The sequence below is a fragment of the Pseudosulfitobacter sp. DSM 107133 genome, assembly GCF_022788695.1.
GTDB lineage: Bacteria > Pseudomonadota > Alphaproteobacteria > Rhodobacterales > Rhodobacteraceae > Pseudosulfitobacter.
The window spans coordinates 804818-826549 of sequence record NZ_CP085154.1 but is presented as its reverse complement, the minus strand read 5'-3'; the positions used below and the strand labels follow the sequence as shown (position 1 = coordinate 826549).

General features: G+C 62.8%; 20 protein-coding genes. 14 read left to right on the top strand and 6 right to left on the bottom strand.

Going from position 1 to position 21732, the window contains the following annotated elements; all coding sequences use genetic code 11:
* Positions 1-263: 263 nt before the first annotated feature.
* Positions 264-557: a Dabb family protein gene (locus DSM107133_RS04075; protein ID WP_114293523.1), complete on the top strand. Its 294-nt coding sequence runs from the start codon at positions 264-266 to the stop codon at positions 555-557.
* A 16-nt stretch (positions 558-573) separates the two neighbouring features.
* On the top strand, positions 574-1686 hold the full coding sequence (locus DSM107133_RS04070; protein WP_114293522.1) for an aminodeoxychorismate synthase component I: 1113 nt from the start codon (positions 574-576) through the stop codon (positions 1684-1686).
* 49 nt (positions 1687-1735) lie between these two features.
* Here the strand turns inward: DSM107133_RS04070 and cueR are convergent, their stop codons facing one another.
* Entirely contained in the window at positions 1736-2122 is a 387-nt protein-coding gene (cueR, locus tag DSM107133_RS04065) for a Cu(I)-responsive transcriptional regulator (RefSeq protein ID WP_114293521.1), read from the bottom strand.
* Positions 2123-2278: 156 nt separating this feature from the next.
* On the opposite strand from cueR, the gene DSM107133_RS04060 reads away from it, so the two are divergent.
* The 6 genes from DSM107133_RS04060 (at position 2279) to mdoH (ending at position 11309) form a co-directional block, all read left to right on the top strand.
* On the top strand, positions 2279-3889 hold the full coding sequence (locus tag DSM107133_RS04060) for a thiamine pyrophosphate-binding protein (RefSeq protein ID WP_205387817.1): 1611 nt from the start codon (positions 2279-2281) through the stop codon (positions 3887-3889).
* Positions 3876-5078, top strand: coding sequence for a CoA transferase (locus tag DSM107133_RS04055; protein WP_114293519.1), 1203 nt, complete (start codon positions 3876-3878; stop codon positions 5076-5078). The genes DSM107133_RS04060 and DSM107133_RS04055 overlap by 14 nt, the downstream gene beginning before the upstream one ends.
* A gap of 171 nt (positions 5079-5249) precedes the next feature.
* Entirely contained in the window at positions 5250-6596 is a 1347-nt protein-coding gene (locus DSM107133_RS04050) for a tetratricopeptide repeat protein (RefSeq protein WP_114293518.1), read from the top strand.
* 47 nt (positions 6597-6643) lie between these two features.
* On the top strand, positions 6644-7930 hold the full coding sequence (locus DSM107133_RS04045; protein ID WP_114293517.1) for an OpgC domain-containing protein: 1287 nt from the start codon (positions 6644-6646) through the stop codon (positions 7928-7930).
* A complete protein-coding gene (locus DSM107133_RS04040; RefSeq protein ID WP_114293516.1) occupies positions 7930-9459 on the top strand; it encodes a glucan biosynthesis protein G in 1530 nt (509 codons plus the stop codon). The genes DSM107133_RS04045 and DSM107133_RS04040 overlap by 1 nt, the downstream gene beginning before the upstream one ends.
* Positions 9456-11309: a glucans biosynthesis glucosyltransferase MdoH gene (gene mdoH, locus DSM107133_RS04035; protein ID WP_114293515.1), complete on the top strand. Its 1854-nt coding sequence runs from the start codon at positions 9456-9458 to the stop codon at positions 11307-11309. The genes DSM107133_RS04040 and mdoH overlap by 4 nt, the downstream gene beginning before the upstream one ends.
* 148 nt (positions 11310-11457) lie before the next feature.
* Here mdoH and DSM107133_RS04030 read toward each other — a convergent pair whose 3' ends face one another.
* The 5 genes from DSM107133_RS04030 to DSM107133_RS04010 form a co-directional block, all read right to left on the bottom strand.
* Positions 11458-12297 (bottom strand): prolyl oligopeptidase family serine peptidase, encoded by an 840-nt coding sequence (locus tag DSM107133_RS04030; protein ID WP_114293514.1) that lies wholly within the window; start codon positions 12295-12297, stop codon positions 11458-11460.
* A gap of 46 nt (positions 12298-12343) precedes the next feature.
* Positions 12344-12811 carry a rhodanese-like domain-containing protein gene (locus DSM107133_RS04025; RefSeq protein WP_114293513.1) on the bottom strand — a complete coding sequence of 156 codons (468 nt, stop codon included), beginning with the start codon at positions 12809-12811 and terminating at the stop codon, positions 12344-12346.
* Positions 12812-12902: 91 nt separating this feature from the next.
* Complete coding sequence (locus DSM107133_RS04020) at positions 12903-13430, bottom strand: YHS domain-containing (seleno)protein (RefSeq protein WP_114293512.1); 528 nt, start codon at positions 13428-13430, stop codon at positions 12903-12905.
* 156 nt (positions 13431-13586) lie between these two features.
* A complete protein-coding gene (locus DSM107133_RS04015) occupies positions 13587-14378 on the bottom strand; it encodes an SseB family protein (protein WP_114293511.1) in 792 nt (263 codons plus the stop codon).
* Positions 14375-14956, bottom strand: coding sequence for a uracil-DNA glycosylase family protein (locus DSM107133_RS04010; protein WP_114293510.1), 582 nt, complete (start codon positions 14954-14956; stop codon positions 14375-14377). The genes DSM107133_RS04015 and DSM107133_RS04010 overlap by 4 nt, the downstream gene beginning before the upstream one ends.
* Before the next feature lie 111 nt (positions 14957-15067).
* On the opposite strand from DSM107133_RS04010, the gene DSM107133_RS04005 reads away from it, so the two are divergent.
* The 6 genes from DSM107133_RS04005 to DSM107133_RS03980 all read left to right on the top strand — a co-directional run bounded on the left by DSM107133_RS04005 (position 15068) and on the right by DSM107133_RS03980 (position 21569).
* Positions 15068-15427, top strand: a complete 360-nt coding sequence (locus tag DSM107133_RS04005; RefSeq protein ID WP_114293509.1) for a helix-turn-helix transcriptional regulator — start codon at positions 15068-15070, stop codon at positions 15425-15427.
* A complete protein-coding gene (locus DSM107133_RS04000; protein ID WP_114293508.1) occupies positions 15420-16457 on the top strand; it encodes a permease in 1038 nt (345 codons plus the stop codon). Before DSM107133_RS04005 ends, DSM107133_RS04000 begins: the two co-directional genes overlap by 8 nt.
* A gap of 81 nt (positions 16458-16538) precedes the next feature.
* Complete coding sequence (locus DSM107133_RS03995) at positions 16539-17468, top strand: cation diffusion facilitator family transporter (RefSeq protein WP_114293507.1); 930 nt, start codon at positions 16539-16541, stop codon at positions 17466-17468.
* 165 nt (positions 17469-17633) lie between these two features.
* A complete protein-coding gene (locus DSM107133_RS03990; protein WP_114293506.1) occupies positions 17634-18899 on the top strand; it encodes a Na+/H+ antiporter NhaA in 1266 nt (421 codons plus the stop codon).
* 218 nt (positions 18900-19117) lie between these two features.
* Positions 19118-19777 carry an ATP-binding cassette domain-containing protein gene (locus DSM107133_RS03985; RefSeq protein WP_114293505.1) on the top strand — a complete coding sequence of 220 codons (660 nt, stop codon included), beginning with the start codon at positions 19118-19120 and terminating at the stop codon, positions 19775-19777.
* Positions 19755-21569: a capsule biosynthesis protein gene (locus DSM107133_RS03980; RefSeq protein ID WP_114293504.1), complete on the top strand. Its 1815-nt coding sequence runs from the start codon at positions 19755-19757 to the stop codon at positions 21567-21569. Before DSM107133_RS03985 ends, DSM107133_RS03980 begins: the two co-directional genes overlap by 23 nt.
* Positions 21570-21732 lie beyond the last annotated feature (163 nt).

The following is a 21732-nucleotide window of genomic DNA, read 5'->3' as shown; positions in this document are numbered from 1 at the left end:
CACGATTTGAAACGGTCCGACAGTGTCGGGCCGTTTTGCGTTTGATGGCTTGCTGTTTTGATGGCTTGCTTTGTTGTGTTGATCCGGTGAACGCTGAGGCGTGACCAAAACCCGCCTCACCCGCATCCCGATTTCAAATCGACGTGGTCAGCCGACTGTCAAAGTCGTTCAGGCGTCCTTTACGGGGTCATTTGCACTGGTCTTTGGCGCGTGTTCCCGCTAGGGGCGCGCCAATGCGAAAAGTCCAAACAGGAGAAGTTTTCATGTCCGAGCGTCCAGCCATTCGTCATGTCGTTTTCTTCAGCGCGAAAGATCCGGCAGATGTCACGCGCATCATCGAAGGATTGTCGTTGCTGGCTGATATCCCGCACGCCGACGTGTTCGAAGTGCGCCGCAATATCCGCGATGATGCGCTTTCGGGCGAAGCGGATGTGGTTGTCTACGCCGAATTTGCAAGTACCGAGGCGCTGACGGCCTACAAGGCCCATCCGCTGTATCAGGAGTCGATCAACCGTGTGCGCCCCCTGCGCGAGCTGAGAATTGCGGCGGATTTCTGAGCTGAACCGCGAAGCCATGCAGCATCAGGTTATCTTTGACGGCGGGCCTTTGGCGGGGGGGACGGCCTTTGCCGATCCGCTTCGCGTCATTCGTGCCGACACCCCCGACGCGGTGCCCGCCGCCTTTGCCGCGATGGAAGCCGCCAAGGCGCAGGGCTGCTGGCTGGCGGGCTATGCCAGTTACGAATTGGGCTATGTGTTCTCGCACAAGCTGCATGACCTTATGCCACCCGACCGCGCCACGCCGTTGCTTGAATTCGGTGTCTTTGACGCACCTGCACCGGCAAGGGCTGCGCGGGCTGGCGGCGGGGCAGTTCTGAGCGCGCCGCAACCGGTTTGGGATCAGGACGCCTATTCAGCCGCATTCGACCAGATCAAAGCCTATATCGCGGCGGGGGATATTTATCAGGCCAATCTGACCTTTCCCATCAACGCCCGCTACGCCGGCACGCCGCTGGAACTGTACGCTGCGCTGTGCAGCAGGCAGCCCGTGCCACATGGTGCCTTTGTCGATCTGGGCGGGCCTGTGCTGTTGTCGCGCTCGCCCGAGCTGTTCTTTGCCATTAACGAAACTGGCGGGATCGAGGTGAAGCCGATGAAAGGCACGGTCGCGCGCGGGCCAACCACGGATGAGGACGCGGCGCAGGTCGAATGGCTGCGCGGGTCTGCGAAAAACCAGGCCGAGAACCTGATGATTGTGGATCTGATGCGCAATGACATCAGCCGGTTGGCACAGGTCGGCAGCGTGCGGGTGCCCGATCTGTTCCAGGTCGAAACCTATGCAACCCTGCACCAGATGACATCGCGCATCGTGGCGCAATTGTTGCCCGATGTTACCTTGCGCGACATCTTCGGAGCGTTGTTTCCCTGCGGGTCGATTACCGGTGCGCCGAAAATCCGGGCGATGCAGATCCTGCGCGCGTTGGAAGCGCAGCCGCGCGGCGCTTATTGCGGGGCAATCGGCTGGATCGCGCCACAGGGTCACATGCAATTCAACGTGGCCATACGCACCGTGCTGTGCCACCCCGACGGCACAGCACAGCTGAATGTCGGGGGCGGCGTCGTGCACGACAGCACCGCGGTCGAGGAATATACCGAGGCGCTTTTGAAATCACGCTTTGCGTTTTAGGGTCTGGACCCTAGGTCAGAACAGACCCGCGGGGCCTTCATCGCCCTGTTCAACTCTTGGCCAACCTGTCGATGATCGGGCAGTCGGGCCTGTCGTCCCCTGCACAGCAGCTCACCAGATTGGCCAGCGTGTCGCGCATCTGGTGCAACTCGGCCAGCTTGCGGTCGATCTCGGCCAGATGATCCATGGCCAGATTGCGCACGTCACCACTGGCGCGGCTGCGGTCTTCCCACAGGGCCAGCAGGGTGCGGCAATCCTCGATGGAAAACCCCAGCGACCGCGCCCGCGACAGAAACGCCAGCTTGTGCGTATCCTGATCGGAAAAGGCACGGTAGCCGTTGGCGCTGCGGGCGGGACGGATCAGGCCGATGTCCTCGTAATAGCGGATCGTTTTGGCGGGCAGGCCCGAGGCGGTGGCGACTTGGGAAATGTTCATGAGGCGGTTCCTTGATAGCCCGGGGGCATTGCCTGACAGATGGGTTCCCAAGACTGGAAGGTCAAGCCCGCCCCTCTGACACAAAGCTGGCGGTATGGTGAATTGCGCCCCTCGCCCGCCCAATGCACTGTTGCGCCAACAAGCGATGAGGGTGTGATGACCAAGACGATCAGGGCCGCCGATGCGGTGGCGCGCAGGCTGTATGACGCCGGGTGCCGGATGGCGTTCGGGATGCCGGGGGGCGAGGTTTTGACCATGGTGGACGCGCTTGAGGCGGCGGGTATCACCTTTGTGCTGTGCAAACACGAAAACGCGGCGGCCTTTATGGCCGAGGGCGCGTGGCACCGCACCGGCGCGCCGGGGGTGCTGGTGGCCACGGTCGGTCCCGGCGTGCTGAACGGGGTCAACGCGGTGGCCAATGCGTTGCAGGACCGCGTGCCGCTGATCGTTCTGGCCGGTGCGGTCGATGCGGACGAGGCGCAGAGCTATACCCATCAGGTGCTGGACCAACGGGCGGTCTTTGCCCCGATCACCAAGGCCACCTTTCTGCTGGACACCGGTGCCGCCCATGTGATCGCGGACAAGGCCGTGAGCATCGCCACCGAGGGCCAGCCCGGTCCGGTGTTCATCGACATCCCCATTCGCGTGGCCGAAGCGCAGGTGCCTGCCGACGCCGCCACGTCCCGCGCCGTGGCCGCCGATGTTGTGCCCGATGCTGCGACGCTGGCGCAGATCGCAGGCTGGCTATCGCAGGCCGCGCGGCCCATCATCATTGCCGGGGTCGATGCGCTGAACGAATGCGCCGATGTGGCCGGGCTTGCACGGCGCTTTGGGGTGCCGGTCATTACCACCTACAAGGCCAAGGGGATGCTGCCCGAGGACGACCCGCTGGCGCTAGGGGGCGCCGGCCTGTCACCGCTGGCGGACAAGACGCTGCTGCCGCTGGTCCAAAACGCCGATCTGGTGCTGTGTCTGGGCTATGATCCCATCGAGATGCGCACCGGCTGGCGCGATGTCTGGGACAGTACGGCCCAGCGTGTGGTCGAGGTGACAGCGGTGCCGAACCACCACTACATGCATCAATCCACGGTCAACATTGTCGGATCAGTGCGCGCCACCGTGGCCGCCCTGATGCTGGCCGCGACACCGCGCGCAACATGGGCGGGTGGCGAAGTGGCCGCCGCGCAAGCCGCATTGGCTGCAGCCTTTCCCACGGATGAGGATTGGGGACCCGCCGCCATCGTCGCCACATGCCGCACCGCCCTGCCCCGCGACACGCTGGCCACCGCAGACAGCGGCGCGCATCGCATCCTGCTCAGCCAGATGTGGCAGTGCTACGCGCCGCGCGGGCTGATGCAATCCTCGGCGCTGTGTACCATGGGCTGTGCCGCGCCGCTGGCCATGGGCGCGGCGCTGGCGTCACCCGACCGCACGGTGGTCAGTTTCAGCGGGGATGCCGGTTTCCTGATGGTCGCGGGCGAACTGGCGACGGCCAGAGAACTGGGTCTGCGCTGTATTTTCGTCGTGTTCGTCGACGCATCGCTGGCGCTGATCGAGTTGAAGCAACGGCAAAGACAGCTTGGGAATCACGGGGTCGACTTTGGCACCCACGACTTTGCCGCGATTGGCCGCGCCTTTGGCGGGGCGGGCGTGGATGTGCGCAGCCGTGCCGAACTGCAGTCAGCGCTGCAAGATGCCCAAAGCGCCGACACCTTTACCGTGATCGCCGCCCATATCGAGAAAGGAGCCTACGATGGCCGAATCTAAGGGCGCGCTCGACGGGTTGTTTGTCCTCGACCTGAGCCGCATTCTGGCCGGTCCCACGGCAACCCAGATGCTGGGTGACTTGGGGGCCACTGTCATCAAGGTCGAGAACCCGAAGACCGGTGGGGATGACACACGGGGATGGGGGCCGAACTATGCCCGCGATGAGGATGGCGCGCCAACGGACCTGTCCGCCTATTTCATGGCCGCCAATCGCAACAAGCTGTCGGTTGCGGTCGATCTGTCCACCGAGGCGGGCCAGCAGACCGTGCGCCAGCTGGCTGCGCGGGCCGATGTGGTGGTTGAGAACTACAAGCCCGACGGGTTGGTCAAATACGGGCTGGACCACGCCACGTTGCTGCAAAAGCACCCCGGACTGGTCTATTGTTCAATCAGCGGCTTTGGTCAGACCGGGCCGAACCGCGCCCAGCCGGGCTATGACCTGATGGCGCAAGGCTATGGCGGGATCATGTCGCTGACCGGCGCGCCAGACGGGGCACCGATGAAGGTGGGCGTCGGCATCGCGGATGTCATGTGCGGCATGTATGCGACGATTGGCATTCTGGCCGCCCTGCGCCACCGCGACAAAACCGGCGAGGGCCAGCACATTGATCTGAGCCTTGTGGATGCGCAAATGGCGTGGCTGGTGAACGAGGGCACCAACTTTCTGACCAGCGGCCAGGTGCCCGAACGGCGCGGCAATGCGCACCCCAACATCGTGCCCTATGACGCCTTTGAATGCAGCGACGGCCATGTGCTGCTGGCCGTGGGCAATGACGCGCAGTTTGCTCGGTTCTGCGACGCGGTGGGGCTGGCGGGGCTGAGCGACGATCCACGCTTTGACACCAACCAGCATCGCATTGAAAACCGTGCGGCGCTGATGCCGCTGATGGCTCCGGCACTCAAGACTCTGAGCCGCGCAGAGGTCATGAACCGTCTGCATGCGGTCAAAGTGCCTGTTGGCCCGATCCACAATGTGGCCGAGGCGCTGACCTCGGATCAGGCGCAGGCGCGGGGCGCTGTGGTCGCGGTGCCCTGTGACGGCGTGGCAGATGGCCATGTGCGCTTGCTGGGCAATCCGCTGAAACTGTCGGCCACGCCGGTCAGCTATCGCCACGCGCCGCCGTCCTTTGGCCAGGACACCGCCGCAGTGTTACAAATGCTGGAGACACCACCCCGCCCCAAGCCGTAGTTGCACGCATGTTGTGCCGTTTTCACCGGATTTGTTGCAAAAACGGCCTGTGTTCTCACGAAAGGCGGCGGCGCGGTCACACCTGCGTGTAGCGCCCCCGTTTTGCGCAATACATGGGTAAATTAGAGGCATCGCACGGGATCGTCCCGTGCCACAACAAAGGTGCCTTTCATGCGCAACGACATATGCGACAGCCCTGTTTCCCTGAACGATCCGGTTCTGGTGGACCACTGGAACGGCGTTATCTCCGGCTTTCTGTCGCACGGCACACAGACACCTGTGCATTTGGGCAAGGTGCTGGAAGGCGCTCCTGATTTCGCCATGGGGCACGCCGCACGCGGGCTGTTTTCGCTGATGATGGGGCGTGCCGAACTGGTGGCCGTGGCGCAGGATGCGCACAAGGCGGCGCGCGCTGCCGCCGCCCGCGCGGGCGCTGCACCGCGCGAAAAGCTGTGGGTTCAGGCGTTGGGCGAATGGCTGCAAGGGCGGCCATCGGGCGCGGTGGCGGCAATGGAGGCCGCGTTGCGCCTGCAACCGCGCGACACGCTGTCGGCCAAGGTCAGCCACGCCATCCGCTTCGTGCTGGGCGATGCTGCCGGGATGCGCGCCTCGGTCGAGGCGGTGATGGATGCACACCGCGACCATCCCATGCGCGGCTATCTGCTGGGCTGTCATGCCTTTACGCTGGAGGAAACCGGCGATTACGCCGCCGCCAAACGCGCCGGCCTGCAAGGGTTGGCCCATGCGCCCGACGATGCATGGGGCCTGCACGCGGTGGCCCATGTTTTTGACATGACAGCGCGCCCCGACGCAGGCATCGCCTTGATCGAAGATCACAAGGCCGCATGGGATCACTGTAACAACTTTCGCTACCATGTCTGGTGGCACAAGGCGCTGCTGCATATGGACCGCGGCGAAATGGATGTGGCGCTGGCGCTGTACGACAGCCAGATTCGCGCCGACAAGACCGATGACTACCGCGATATCGCCAATGCCACGTCGCTGTTAATGCGGCTGGAACTTGACGGTTTGGACGTTGGCCCGCGATGGGAGGAGCTGGCCGCCTTTTCCGAGGCACGGGTCGAGGACGGCTGTCTGGTTTTTGCCGACCTCCATTACATGCTGGCGTTGTCGGGTGCACAGAACGGCGCGGCCGCCGATGCGATGTGCGCCCGCTTTGCACGCGATTCGATCCGCCACGGTGAAGTGGCCCAGCGCATTGCCGAGCCCGGACTTGCCGCAATCGCGGGGCTCAATGCCTTTGCCGAAGGGCGTTGGGATCAGGCCTTTCAAAACCTTGCCGCTGCACGCTCGTCGATGCAGTCGATCGGTGGCAGCCATGCCCAGCGCGATGTCTTTGAACGTATGACGATAGATGCCGGATTGCGCGCCGGTCGGGTTGAGCGTACAGCCCAGATTCTGGCGCAGCGGACGGCCAAGCGGGGCGGTCACGAAGACCGGTTTGCCCAGACCCGCGCGGCGTCGATTTCCCGCGCACGGCGTATTGCCGCCCAATGAGAAAAGTCAATGAAGACAACTGTCACGATGCAGATTAAGAGGCGCGGATGACCTATTCCGAGACCTCACCCGCCCCTATGTTCAAGACCCGCAATAGCTCCTTGACAGCCGCCCCATCCGGCACGCAATCCGTAGCCGCTTCCAAGCCTGCGCGCGTGCGTGATCTGCGTCTTGATTTCTTTCGCGGTATCGCGATGTTCATCATCCTGATCGCCCACACGCCCGGCAACTTTCTGGCCAGCTGGATCCCCGCACGCTGGGGCTTTTCCGATGCAACAGAGATTTTCGTGTTCTGCTCGGGCATGGCCAGCGCCATCGCCTTTGGTGGCGGGTTTGACCGTGTCGGCTGGCGCTTGGGCAGTTCGCGGGTGCTGTTTCGGGTCTGGCAAGTCTATTGGGCCCATGTCGGACTGTTTTGCGCAACCATCGCGCTGACCGTCTGGCTGACCAATCTGGACATCACCGGAATGAACTATTGGGGGCAGCTGAACCTGTGGCCTGTCTTTGTCGAAAGCGAGAAATGGGCAAATCCCGATATTTTTCTCAGCTTCATGACGCTGCGCTATGTGCCTAATTACTTTGACATTTTACCAATGTATATGGTCGTCTTGCTGTTCATGCCGGTCATAATGTTACTGGTGCGTGTGAACCTTTTCGCAGTTGCAGCGTTCGTGCTTTGCGTGTGGCTTTTGGCACAGGAGACGTTGATGCAATCGGTGGGACTTGGTGCATGGCATTTGACTTTGCCGGCAGAGCCGTGGACCGAGCGGAACTGGTTTTTCAACCCCTTTGCCTGGCAGCTGCTCTTTTTTACCGGCTTTGCCTTTATGCGCGGCTGGCTGCCCAAGCCGCCGGTGTCCATGCCGTTGATGATCCTGGCCGCTGTGATCGTGCTGGGCAATGTGCCCTTGTCAAACATCGGCGTGCGCGTGTTCGGGTTGGAGTGGGCGGCAGACTGGCGCACTGCGCATGCAGCGTGGTTCGACAAGTCGTCTTTTGCCCCGCTGCGCTATCTGCATTTTCTGGCGCTGGCCTATCTGGGCTGGGTCATTGCGGGTGACAAGGGCAACCGGCTGCTGGCTTCCGGCACCGGTGCGCTGGCGCGGGGCTGGGGCGTATTGGTGACGATCATCCTGAAGGTCGGGCAGCAATCACTGGCGGTATTCGTGGTCAGCATGTTCACCGCGCGCCTTATGGGCTTTGGCATGGACGTGACCGATCACCAGATCCTGCCGGTTCTTTTGATCAATCTGGCCGGAGGCGCGGTGCTGGTTGCCACCGCTTACGGCGCTGGCTGGTTCAAAGGCCAGCCATGGAAGAAAGAGGCTGTCTAATGTTGCGGCGAGAACTTCTGGCATCTATCGCGGCTTTTGCCGCTGCGACCCCCACCCTTGGCTGGGCGGACGAACCCGGCCTGCAAGTCGGCGCACCTGCGCGCTTTGACGCCCGCAGCCTGATCCAGCGCGCCCGTGAAATGGCTGCTGAAAGCTATACACCACGCCCGAAGATACCCAAAAGCTGGCGCGATCTGACCTATGACCAGTATCGCAAGATCTGGTTCGATTCGCGCAACGCGCTGTGGGAGGGCACCGACGCTCCGCAACGTGTCGATGTGTTCCCGCCGGGTCTGTATTTTCCGCAAGCCGTGGCCATGTTCGAAGTTGAAGACGGCATTGCCCGTCCGCTGCTGTTCGACATGGACGTCTTTGACAAAACCGACAAATTTCCCGACGTCGAAATTGACGATACCCTGGGCTACAGCGGGCTTCGGCTGCGCGCCGAATTGCACAAACCGCGCATTTTCGAAGAATACGCGGTGTTTCAGGGCGCCAGCTATTTCCGTGGCATCGGCGCGGGCGAAAGCTATGGCCTTTCCGCGCGCGGGCTGGCCATCAAAACCGGCGACCCCGAGGGCGAGGAGTTTCCCGACTTTATCGGCCTGTGGCTGGAACGCCCCACCCATGGCGACGATACGATTGTGGTGCATGCCCTGCTGGACAGCCCCTCGGTGACCGGTGCGTATACATTCCACATCACACCCGGCGAGGTGCTGCACATGCACGTCAGCGCGCATCTGTTCGCGCGGACCGAGCTGCGCCACATCGGCATTGCGCCTTTGACCTCGATGTTTCTGTTCGACGACACCAACCGCCAGCGCTTTGACGATTTCCGCCCTGCGGTGCATGACAGCGACGGGCTGTTGATCCACAACGGCGGCGGAGAGATGATCTGGCGGCCGCTGGCCAATCCGAAAACCTTGCAGATCAGCTCCTTTGTCGATGTGAACCCCAAGGGCTTCGGCCTGATGCAGCGCAAGCGCGCGCTGGAAGATTACAACGATCTTGAGGCGCATTACCACAACCGCCCCAGCCTGTGGGTCACCCCCGGCGAAGGCTGGGGAAAAGGGGCGGTCGCGTTGGTCGAAATTCCCGCCGATCTTGAGGTCTATGACAATATCGTCGCCTATTGGCGGCCCGCCGAGGCGATCCCGGCAGGCAGCGAATACCAGATGACCTATCAGCTGGATTGGGGGGCCGACCCTGCGCCGACATCCGAAGCCGAGCCGATGCGCGTGATCAACACCGCCGCCGGTGCGCGTCCCGAAGGCGGTCGCGTCTTCGCCATCGACTTTGCGCCGAATGACCACATGCCCGAAGACCTTGATACGATCACCAAGGTTGTGACGACCAGCGCAGGCACTGTTACCGAGGGCATCTTGCAGCGCAATCCGGCCACGGGCGGGCTGCGCCTGGCCTTCACCTTTATGCCCGAAGAGGCCAAGCTGGCCGAGTTTCGGGTGCAATTGCGGCTGGGCGACGCGGCCCTGACCGAGCTTTGGCTTTACCGTTGGACCACCACATGACCAAGACCGATCTGACCTATATGCCCCCGCGTGCGCCGCTGGCCATGCCCGAACAGGACCTGCACCGCGCCCCCGGCGCACCGCGCGGTGCGCAGGACGGTTTTGGCTGGCGTCTGGCGGTCTTTGCCCCTGCGCTTGTCATCACCGGCCTGCTGTTGTGGGGCTTGCACGGGGTCTTGCAACAGGCCGGAATGAGCTTTGTCGAATGGGCGCTTCTGGCGATGATCGGGATGACCTTTGTCTGGGTTGCCCTTGCAGTCAGCACGGTTGGTGTGGCGCTGGTCGGCCGGTTCGAGGCGCGGGTGCCTGCGCGGCGCGGCGCGCCGCTGGACGTGGCCCTGCTGGTGCCGGTCTATAACGAAGTCACCTGGGATGTGTTCGGCAATGCAGCCGCGATGCTGAACGACGTGGCCGGGCGTGACCCGATGCACCGCTATTCCCTGTTCATCCTCAGCGACACCCAGAACCCCGAGATTGCCCAGCGCGAAGTGCAGGCTTTCGAAGCGCTGCGCCGTGGGGTGCCTGCGGGCATGTCGGTCTATTACCGCCGCCGCGCGCAGAACGTGGACAAAAAGGTGGGCAATCTGGCCGACTGGATCACCGGTTGGGGCGCGGCATATGACGCTATGCTGGTGCTGGATGCCGACAGCCTGATGACAGGCCGCGCCATCGTGCGCCTGTCCGACGAAATGGCCGCCGATCCACAGGCCGGGCTGATCCAGAGCTTTCCGCAGCTGATCGGAGCCGAGACGGTTTTCGCCCGCATCCAGCAATTTTCCAACATGGCCTATGGCTGGTTGCTGGCCGAAGGGCTGGCACGTTGGGCCCGCGCCGAAGGCAACTATTGGGGGCACAATGCGATCATCCGCGTGCGCGCCTTTGCCAGCGCCGCAGGTCTGCCGCACATCCGTGGCGGGCGCGATCTGATCCTGAGCCATGACTTTGTCGAAGCGTCGCTGCTGCGCCGTGCAGGCTGGACCGTGAAATTCCTGCCGCGTGTCGCGGGCAGTTTCGAAGAAACACCCGGCACGCTGGTCGATTATGTCCTGCGCGACCGCCGCTGGTGCCGTGGCAACCTGCAACACCTGCGCTTGCTGGGCACCAAGGGGCTGCATCCGGTCAGCCGCTTTCACCTGTTCCAGGGCGCGATGGCCTATCTGATGAGCCCTGCGTGGTTCGTGCTGCTGGTGTTCTGGACCCTGTTGGGCAAGGACGCGGAAACCAACGTGATCCGCTATTTCAACGAGGCGAACCCGCTGTTCCCGTCGTGGCCGCCCGAGATGAGCCACATCGACAGTGTCGCCTTTCTGGTGATCATGTATGCAATGCTGCTGACGCCCAAGATCACATCAGCGCTGGTCATCGCCATGCGCCCCGGCGCGGTGCGGATGTTCGGCGGCAAGCGCGCCTTTGGCACCGCGTTCCTGACCGAAGTGGCCCTGTCGGTGGCCTATGCCCCGATCCTGATGATCCAGCAAACCAAAGCGGTGCTGCGTGCGTTGTTCACGCGACGTGAAGCCTGGGCACCGCAGAACCGTGAAGGCACCCGCCAGCCGCTCTCGGTCCTGATCAAGTTCCATTGGGTCGAGACCACGCTGGGCGTGCTGTTGTCGGTGGGGCTGATCGCGGGGCTGATTTCTTGGTGGCTGGTGCCGATCGTGGCCAGCCTGTTGCTGGCGGTGCCGCTGTCGGCGCTCAGCTCGCTGAACCTTGCACGTCACGCCCCTGCGGGGCTGCGCATGGACAGCCCGCTGACGCTGCACGAGCCTGCGATTGTGGGCCGCGCACGGGTGCTGCGCGCGGCGCTGCGGGCCGATCTGGAAGGCGGCAGCAAGCTGGCGGCGGAGTAAGCGCACTACAGAGGTCAACGCCAACCGCAGGCGGGCAACGAGACGCCCGAAAAGGCCGCTTGATTTCTGGTCTTTAGCCTGTGGCCGCCGCGTTCCAGAGAAAACCCTGCCGATTGCGACGCTCTTGAACCGTACCCCGATGCCTTCCCTACAGCCCCTCACGCCAGTCCAGCGCCATGTCGATCCAGCCGTCCGGCACCTGATGCCCACCCGTGAACAGCGCGAATTCAAGTGCGGTGCCGGGGGCGCAGCGATCCCATGCGCGGCGCAGGAACGGCCCCTTGGTCACAAAGCGGTCGGCGCGCAGCTGCACGCAACCGTTGACCTGCCGCCACAGTTGCATTGCATAGAACACATCACCCTGCACAAAGGCATTGGGGTCGTTCACGTCCCGCCCCGCGATGACCCGCCCCTCCAGCGGCACGGTGGTGTCGGTCCAGCCATGGGTGTGCAGCAATTTCACCGGCCCCGCGCAGGTTTCGGGATGGGGCCGCCAAAAGGCACCCGCAACGGGCAGATAGGCGGCAAAGGCGTCTGGCGCTGCGCAGGCGGTGTAGTGGGTCATTGATCCACCGATCGAGAAGCCGCCCAGCACCATCTGCGCAGGATCAAGATCAAAGCGGGCCGCAGCGTCATCCCGCACGGCCTTGAGAAAGGCGACATCATCGCGGTCTCTTGGAAAATCGGGATGGAATGACCAGTTGCGCCCATTGCGGCCCGGCATCGGGGTGCCATCGGGGCCGATCACAGCATAGCCGCGCGCCAGCGCGGTGCCCGCCCATCCGCCGGGGCGCAAGGAGGCTGCGCCATTGCCACCATAGCCGTGCAGAAACATGATCGCCCCTTTGGGCGGGCCATCCGGCAGGGTGATGTGATAGCTGCCATTGGCTATTTCGCAAGCTTCGGGCGCGGTGCCGCATCCGGCCTGCGCTGTCTGGGCCGTCACGAACAGCGCGACGGACGCGCACAGGGATTTGAAAACTGTCATTGGATGATGCTGCTCTATCGTGTGTCTGCCGCCAAGAGGTTTTCCGTCACAGCTGCGTGAGAGGCAGGCCGCGCTTGATCCAGCCCGGACCTGCGCCCGAACCCAACATGCCCTCGGGCACGTCCAGGACGTTGTCAAAGCCGGCACGTTGCAGTTTCAAAGTCATCAGCCGCGAGCGAACGCCACGGGCGCAGATCAGGGCGACGGGTCGGTCGGGGTTGCCCTGGACAAGGCTGCCCAGCGCTGCCATGAAATCGGCGCGCCGCATATCCAGCGGATGAGCGCCCTGCCCCACACCCGTCAGCGCCCATTCATCGGGACGCCGGATGTCGATCAGCAGCAGCGTGTTCCCTTGCACCTGCGCATAGGCTTGCGGCGGCGTCAGTGTGCCCGCCCCGTTGCGCGCGGTGATATTGTACCAGCGTGCACCAAAGGCCGCGCCGCCGCCCAGCAGGGCAGCCGCGCCAAGGCCGATCAGGCGGCGGCGGGTCAGACTGGGTTTGGAAACGCGCATGGGGCCTGTTCTGGGTTATGAGGGCATGGGGGCGCTGCCCCCGGCGCTGCGCGCCTCCCCCGGAGTTTATCGGGCAAGATGAAGGATGGGCCTAGTTCTTTTCAGGCGCTGTGGATTTGAACTTGGGAATACGGCTGTGCGAAGCCGGTTTGGGGTCAAGTGACACCCAGTTGGCCTCGCTTGCAGTCAGGTTGCCGGGAATGTCTTCCTCCCAGAAGCCGACCACGTCGGGGGTGATGTTGAGGTACAGCTTGCCATCGACAATACGCCACAGGTTCGGGTTGCCCGGTACCTTGCCGCCCTGAGCCACGCCGTAAGCGCAATGGCCGTCGTACTGCGGCGCGAACGCGGCGGGGTTTTGCTCAAAACGGGCGCGGTTGGCCTCGGTGGCAAAGGCGAAGGTGGCCCCGTTGTAATCGGCCGTGATGTCGGCGCGCCCGGGCATGGCGGGGGGCTGGTCGACCCCGACGGGGTTCTGATCAAGGTCGAAATAGGCGACCACATCATAGCCCGAAGCGGCATAGCCGGTGCCATCGACATATTGCGGCCCGGCAAAGGCTGAAGTGGCCAAGGTCAGGGCGGTGGCGGCGACCGAGATCGCGAGGGTAAAGCGGGTCATGGGAAGCTCCTTTGCGGGACGGGTGCGCAAAGTTAGCCACAGATCGCTGTGCAAATCATCCCGCCTGACGCGGTTGTGAGGCGCGGAGCGGTTTTCGTGAACGAAGTGGGCGATTGTTGCACTTGGGCGCTGTGGGGCGCGCCAGGACACGGGCGATTATTTCAGGATCGGCGGTTTGGTCGGGTCTGAACCGGGTGCAGGGCGGGTGCGCTCGGACAGGTCCTCGGGCTGTGGCAGGTCAAACCGCAGGCCGGTGCGGGCCAGACGTTCTGCCATTGGATCATCCGCGCGGAAGAAAGCAACATCCATGGCCCCCGCTTCGATACCCGAAAACGTCAGCGCCTCGGATGCGACCTGGGCCAGCGCGCTTTCGGCATGGGGCACGGCACCGACAAAGCCCAGCATGTGGCCCGCGCCGCCCCCCGCATAGGTCACACCCACAAGGCAGGCATAGCGGGCCAGACCTGTGGCCGTGGCCAGTTTTTCGTCGATCGCTTCGATCAGGCTGTCGGGAAGCCCCCTGGGCGCGGTCAGGCTTTCGATTTTGGCCTCGACGTCCTGCGGCGCGTTGCCCAGCGTGTTGTCCAGCCATGCCATCGCATCGGCGGGCAGCAGGATCGCCGAGGGCGCGACCTCGATATTCAGCCCCAAACCAAGGCTGTTGGCGGCCAGCAAGCCCGCTGTCACGCGCCCTGACAGGGCGGCATAGGCGGCCGCGGGGCCTGCGAATCCGGCCAGCCGTTCCTCGCGGTCGAAGGCCAGCACATATTGCGCGCCTTCGGCCTCGAACAGTTGGGGGGTGATCTTGTCGCCTTCGGCCTCGCCCTCGAGCAGGACGTAAAGCTCGCTGGCGGCGAGACGTTCATAGAACCGCAGGCGCAGGGTGTCGTCATCCGGCGCAGCGGTCATGGCCGCATAGGCGGCGTCGATGGGGGTATGTTCTGTCATGTCAGCGCCTTTTGAACCGCTTTGCGCAGGGCTGGCAAGAGGTCGGTTTCAAACCACGGGTTTTTGCGGATCCAGCCGGTGTTGCGCCATGACGGGTGCGGCAGGGGGAAGACGGCGGGCGCATGGGCGCGCCAGCCAGCCACGGTGTCGGTGACCGAGGTGCCTGTGCCAAGGTGCCATTTCTGCGCATAGCCGCCGATCAGCAGCGTTAACGGCACAGGTCCGATGTGGTCCATCGCGGCGCTTCGCCATGTTTTGTGGCAAAGCGGCGGCGGCGGCAGGTCGGACCCTTGCGCGTTATAGCCCGGAAAGCAGAAGGCCATCGGCAGGATGGCGATACGGCGCATGTCATAAAAGGTGGCGGGGTCGATCCCCATCCAGTCGCGCAGGCGGTCACCCGACGGATCGTCAAAGGGCTTGCCCGAAGCATGGACCCGCGCGCCGGGGGCCTGCCCTGCAATAAGAATGCGCGGCGCGCTGTCAAACCAGACCACCGGGCGCGGATGGTGTCCGGTGGCGGTGCCTGCGAACCGCTGGGCACACAGGGTGCAGGTGGCAATGTCGTCAGTGATGGCCATGACGCATGGTATAAGGCCAGCAGCCGCGCCGACAAGCGGCAGGCGCTTTCATTTCGCATTTTTTCGAAATAAGACTTGGCAGGATACATTCATTTCTATAATTCTAGAAATATGAAAATAGAATCGCACATCCCCGCTCCCTCTGATGATCTGGACCTGACCCTTGCTGCCAGCAGCTTTGCAGCCCTTGGGTCTGAACAACGCCTGTGCGTGCTGCGCGCGCTGGTACGGGCCGGCCCCGAGGGGCTGAGCATCGGCGCACTGGGCGAACGCGCAGGTGTGACCGGAAGCACGCTGACCCATCATGTCAAAGTTCTGGCACAGGCCGGACTGGTGACACAGGCCCGTCAGGGCCGTTCGATTATTTGCGCCGCCGTGGCCTATGACCAGGTGCGGCACCTGTCTGAATTTCTGCTGAATGCCTGCTGCGCGGACAGCACCGCCCCCTGCGAGGACCACAATCATGGCTGATCTTACACATACGCCCCCCCCTACCCCGCGCCGCTGGCTGAAACCCTTGCGCGGCGCATGGGGGGCGGTGCTGGCCCTGCTGGCATTGGTCGCGCTTCTGGATATGCCGCAGTTTGTGCCAACGGTGCGCTTCGCCGCCCAAGCACTGCTGAACACAGCCCCGTTTATCCTGTTTGCGGTGATGGCCGTGGCCTATCTGAAAGCAAGCGGGGCCGAAACCATCCTTGCCAAGGCGTTCGAAGGCAACACCGCACGCATGATCGTGATGGCGGCGCTGCTGGGCGGGCTGTCGCCGTTTTGCAGCTGCGAGGTGATCCCCTTTATCGCGGCACTGCTGGCCGTGGGCGCGCCGCTGGCGGCGGTCATGGCGTTCTGGCTGGCCTCGCCGTTGATGGACCCGGCGATGTTCGCCATTACCTCGGGCACGCTGGGGTTCGAATTTGCCATGGCCAAGACGCTGGCGGCGGTTGGTCTGGGCATGTTCGGCGGCTTTGGGACATGGGCGCTGGCGCGGTCCCCGATCTTTGCCGAGCCGCTGCGTGAACGCCCTGCGGTTGGCGGGTGCTGTGGTGTGAAAAAACCGTTCTCGGGCGCGCCGGTCTGGAAATTCTGGACCGAAGACTCACGCCGCGAGACCTTTCGTGAAACCGCATTGGACAACGGGCTGTTCCTGCTGAAATGGCTGACACTGGCCTATGTGATCGAGGCGCTGATGCTGACCTATGTGCCTGCATCGCTGATCGCGGGTCTGTTGGGGGGCACCGGTCTGGGGCCGATCCTGATGGGGGCGCTGGTGGGGGCGCCGGCCTATCTGAACGGCTATGCCGCCGTGCCGCTGGTGGATGCGCTGCTGGCGCAGGGCATGTCACAGGGGGCGGCCATGTCCTTTGTGATTGCAGGCGGGGTCAGCTGTATTCCTGCGGCGATAGCGGTCTGGGCGCTGGTCAAGCCGCGCGTCTTCGCGGCCTATCTGGGCTTTGCCATCGTCGGCGCAATGCTGGCCGGTGTGGTCTGGCAGGCGGTGGCCTGACTGACGGCCCTGCACCGCAGCACCGCACTCACCCTTTGATGTGGGTGCGGCCAATTCCCGAATATCTACAGGAAAGACCGAATGCCCCATGACCACAATCACGCGCACGGCAGTGGTGGACACCATCACCACATATCCCCCGACGCAGGCGACGCAAGGGTTGCAGGGGCCATCGCGGTCAACCTGCTGCTGACAGTGGCCCAGATTATCGGCGGGCTTCTGGCTGGCAGCCTGTCGCTGATTGCCGATGCGCTGCACAACCTGTCGGATGCTATTGCGCTGATCATCGCCTTTGGCGCCCGCAAGATCGCGCGCCGACCTGCAGATGCACGGATGACCTTTGGCTATGACCGGATCGAGGTGGTGGCGGCGCTGATCAACTATACGACGCTGATCATCATCGGGTTCTATCTGGTCTACGAAGCGGTGCTGCGGTTTTTCGAACCCACAGCGGTGGCAGGCTGGATCATCGTCTGGGTGGCAGGCTTTGCGCTGCTGGTCGATCTGGTCACGGCAGCACTGGTCTGGCGGATGCAGGCAGGCAGCGTGAACATGCGTGCTGCGTTCCTGCACAACGTGGCAGATGCGCTGGGGTCGGTCGCGGTGATTATCGCAGGCACGGTGATCCTGCTGTTTGGCTGGGTGTGGGTAGACCCGCTCGTCACCTTGATGATTGCGGGATACATCCTGTGGCAATCTGCGACCGAAATGCCCGGCGTGGTGCGCATTCTGATGTTGGGCAGCCCTGCGGAACTGGACACCAACGCGGTGATTGACGCGGTCGAAGCTGCTCCCGGCGTGGCCTCGGCGCACCATGTGCACCTGTGGATGATGGGCGAGAACGCCCCCGCGCTGGATGCGCATCTGGTGCTGGAAGCCGGTGCATCAGCGGCCCCGACCCGCAGGGCGGTGCGCGACGTGCTCGCCGGATTCGGCATCGGGCACAGCACGCTTGAGATCGAAACCGTCGAAACAGCCTGTGCTGACAGCGTTCGGATCGGGCACGGCTAGACAGATCGCAGCCGCGCCCGGCGCTGCCTGCCAGAGGCGTTTGTACAATCGGTGCCCACCGTTTTGGCGCGCACCTTCCCCGCAACACGCTAATCCTGCACCTCGCATTGCCCAACAATTCACAATCGGTTAAGCCATGACGACAAATCTGATGGTGGAGGCCTCATGTACCGCGTCTGGAATTTTCTGACAAACTACTCACTGTTGTTGATATTTGGCGCGCTGATTGCGTTGGTATGGGCGAACATAGACGCGGACAGTTACCATCACTTCATACATTTCGTGATCTGGGACCATGCCCCCATCGGGCACCTGCACGCGGCAACCGACGGGCACGAAGCCTATCGCACACTGACCCTGCACTATCTGATCAACGACCTGCTGATGGCGTTGTTCTTTGCCATCGCGGCCAAGGAAGTCTGGGAAGCGGTGATTTTGCAAAACGGATCGCTGCGCGGCAAAAAGGCCGCCACACCGCTGTTTGCCACACTTGGGGGGATGCTGGGGCCGGTAACGGTCTATCTGGGTCTGGCTGCCATCATCGGGTCATCGACCTATGACGCCGTGGCAAACGGCTGGGCGATTCCCACTGCCACGGACATTGCATTCAGCTATCTGGTCGGGCGCATCGTCTTTGGTGCGGGACACCCCGCGGTGCGTTTCCTGCTGTTGCTGGCGATTGCCGATGATGCGGCGGGGCTGATCATTCTGGCGGTGTTCTACCCCAGTGGCGAACTGGCCCCCGAATGGCTGCTGCTGTCGCTGGCGGCCGCTGTAGGTGTTTTCATGTTCTTCAACTGGCTGCCGCGCAAGCTGGACCGGGGCAATCAGGACCGCCCCGCGTCGACCTGGGTGCGCACCAAGCTGACGTTCTTTCCCTATCTGCTGGCGGGCTGTGCCAGCTGGTACGGCTTTATGGCGGCCGGCTTGCACCCGGCACTGGGCCTGTTGCCGATTGTGCCAACCATCCCCCACGCAGACCGCGCCTTCGGGCTGTTCTCGGAAGCCGAACAATATCTGACCGACCTGCTGAACCAGATAGAACATGCGCTGAAACACCCGGTGGAAATCATCCTGTTCTTCTTTGGCTTGCTGAACGCAGGCGTCGAGATGAGCTCGATCGGCGAGGCCACATGGCTGGTGCTGCTGGGCTTGATCGTGGGCAAACCAGTGGGGATTTTCCTGTTCGGCTGGCTGGCCGCGCGACCGCTGGGCCTGGGCATTCCCGAAGGGATGCGCATTGTTGATCTGATCGTGATCGGCTGTGTCGCCGCCATCGGGTTTACCGTATCGCTGTTTATCGCTGCGGTTGCCTTTGATGCAGGCCCCGTACAGGACGCCGCCAAAATGGGCGCGCTGTTCAGCTTTGCCGCCGCGCTCATCAGCATTGTCGCGGGCAAGCTGCTACGCGTTCAGAAACAAGAGCTGTAAGCCAGGGCTTGCAAGCTATGCCCCACTTTAGACCAAGTTCCCCCGCGCCGACCGCGCGCCGGGGGAACAATCCTTGCCTGAGGTATACTTTTGTTATTGTTCAAGACATAATATGGCCAAAATCTGTGGCTATTTCGCCAACAACCCCTGACAAAAAGGGGCGGGCGTGACCAAATTGGGGACGCTCTCCAACCGGAGCAGCGGGACCGGAGCAGGCGATGCTTGAGTTTGAAAATGTCAGCAAGTCCTTTTGGACGGGCAGTCAACGCAAGGTGATCCTCGACCGCGTGTCGTTTCGCGTCGATCTTGGCAATTCGCTGGGCATTCTTGCCCCGAACGGCACCGGCAAGACCACATTGATCAACATGATGGCCGGACTGGAAAAACCAGACGAAGGCGAAATTCGCCGGGGCTGCAACATCTCGTTCCCGCTGGGTTTCATGGGCGGTGTGGTGCCCAAGGTGTCGGCCATGGAAAACGCGCGCTACATTGCGCGGCTCTACGGGCTTGACCCGGACTATGTCGAAAGTTTCTGCCGCTGGCTGTGCAATCTGGGCGAATATTTCGATCAGCCGCTGGGCACCTATTCGTCGGGCATGCGCGGACGGTTTTCATTTGCACTGATGCTGGCACTGGACTTTGACATCTATCTGATCGACGAAGGTATGCCGGGGTCAACCGACGTCGAGTTTAACCGCAAGGCGGGCGATATCCTGCAAGAACGGCTGCGCACCACGACGATCATCATCGTGTCACACCAGGCACAAACGCTTGAAAAGTTCGCCCGCTCTGCCGCAGTGCTGCTGGACGGACAACTGCATATGTTCGATACGTTGGAAGAGGCGAAAAGGCTTTATGACTACCAAACCAAAAGCTAGAAAGTTCCGCATCAAGCGGACAACGCCGCAGTTCAGTGGCACGTCTGACAGCGTATCGCAACTGGCAAGCGCGGCTGCGCCGCTTGAACGCGACCCCGAGGCGAAAGAAACACCGCGCCCAGCGTCAGAAACGCCAACCGCTCAACCTCGTCCGTCCTCACCATCTCCCGCCGCCCCGGCAAGCGCAGCACAGACCCCGCGCCCGGCGGCTTCGTCTGAACGCCCCCAGCCGACAGCGCAAGCCCAACAGCGGCCCGAACCACAACACTCCGCAGCCCCGCAGCCGCGCCAGGGCGAGGTGTCGTCAGCCGGCGAAGTCGCAGGCGAAAACGACATGGATGCGATCCGCCGCGAAGGGCTGACCGGCCGCCAGTTGCGTATGGCCCGACGCGTCGCGCAAAAACACGGATTGGCCCCGACATCCGATTTCGACGCGGTGCGCCTGTTGCGGGCCAGGGGCATCGACCCGTTCCAGCGCGCAAACATGCTGGATCTGGTTGTGCCCAGCGAAAGCGGCCGCCAGCCAGGCGAGCCGGACGGCTTTGAAAACCTGCCCGCCCGCACCGACCAGAACCGCCACCAGTTGCCCCAAACCGTACCGGCGGGGCGCAACCTGCCGTCCACCGAGCTCAGCCCTGCCGAGCGGCGGGTCAAGGAAATTTCGCAGATCCAGCGCGACATCGGCAAGCGCCGCCGCAAGAAGCTGGGGCTGTTGCTGGTCCGGCTGGCATTCTTCGTGGCGCTGCCGACCTTTCTGGCCGGTTGGTATTTCTACCAGATCGCCACGCCGATGTACGCAACCAAGGCCGACTTTCTGATCATCCAGAACGAAGGCAGCGGGGGTGCCGGTCCCTTGGGCGGCCTGTTGCCTACACAATTCGCCACCAACTCGGATGCCATCGCCACCCAGGGCTACCTTCAATCCAAGGATGCGATGCTGCGGTTGGACGATGATCTGGGATTCAAGGCCCACTTTTCCCAGGACTGGATCGACCCGATCCAGCGCCTGAACCCCGACCCGACCAATGAAGAGGCCTATAAGATTTTCAAAAAGAATGTGAAAATCGGATATGATCCCACCGAAGGCATGATCCGCATGGAAGTGGTCGCCGCCGAACCCGAAGTGTCTGCCGAGTTTGCACGCCGCCTGATCAGCTATGCCGAGCAGCGGGTGAACAATCTGAGCCAGCAAAAGCGCGAAGACCAGATGAAAGACGCCCGCGAAGGTTTCGAAAAAGCCGAAGCCGAACGGCGGGCGGCGCAAGAGGCACTGGTCAAGTTGCAAGTGGAAACCAGCACGCTGGACCCCGAAGCCGTGATTGCTGCCCTGCGCACCCAGATCACCAACTATGAAACACTGAAGCTGGAAAAAGAACTGGAGCTGGCCGCACTTGAAGACAACGCACGTCCCAACCAGGCCAAGGTGGACGGTGTAAAGGGTGATATCCGCCGCTTGAACGACCAACTGGCCAAACTGAACCAGCGCATGAACGATGCCTCCGAAGGTGAGGATTCGCTGGCGCAGATGGCCGTGAACCTGCAATTGGCACAGGCTGACCTTGCCAGCCGCGACATGATGCTGCAATCGGCCCTGCAACAGATGGAACAAAGCCGCGTCGAAGCCTCGCGGCAGGTGCGCTATCTGACGGTTGCGGTAAAACCGGTGGCCAGCCAGGAGCCCAGCTATCCACGCAAGTTCGAGAACACCATTCTGGCGTTCCTGATCTTCTCGGGCATCTATCTGATGATCTCGCTGACCGCCTCGATCCTGCGCGAACAGATCACCTCGTAACGACAGAAGGTCGCCATTCCTGGCAATGGCGACCTGTTCCCGTGACGCACAGAAAGACCATTTCTTTTGGCGAGAAATATCCCCGCCGGAGGCATAATATCTGTTGGGCGCTCCAGAAGGACTTCTTGCCTCCGGCGGGGATATTTGGGGCCAAAAGAAGCCT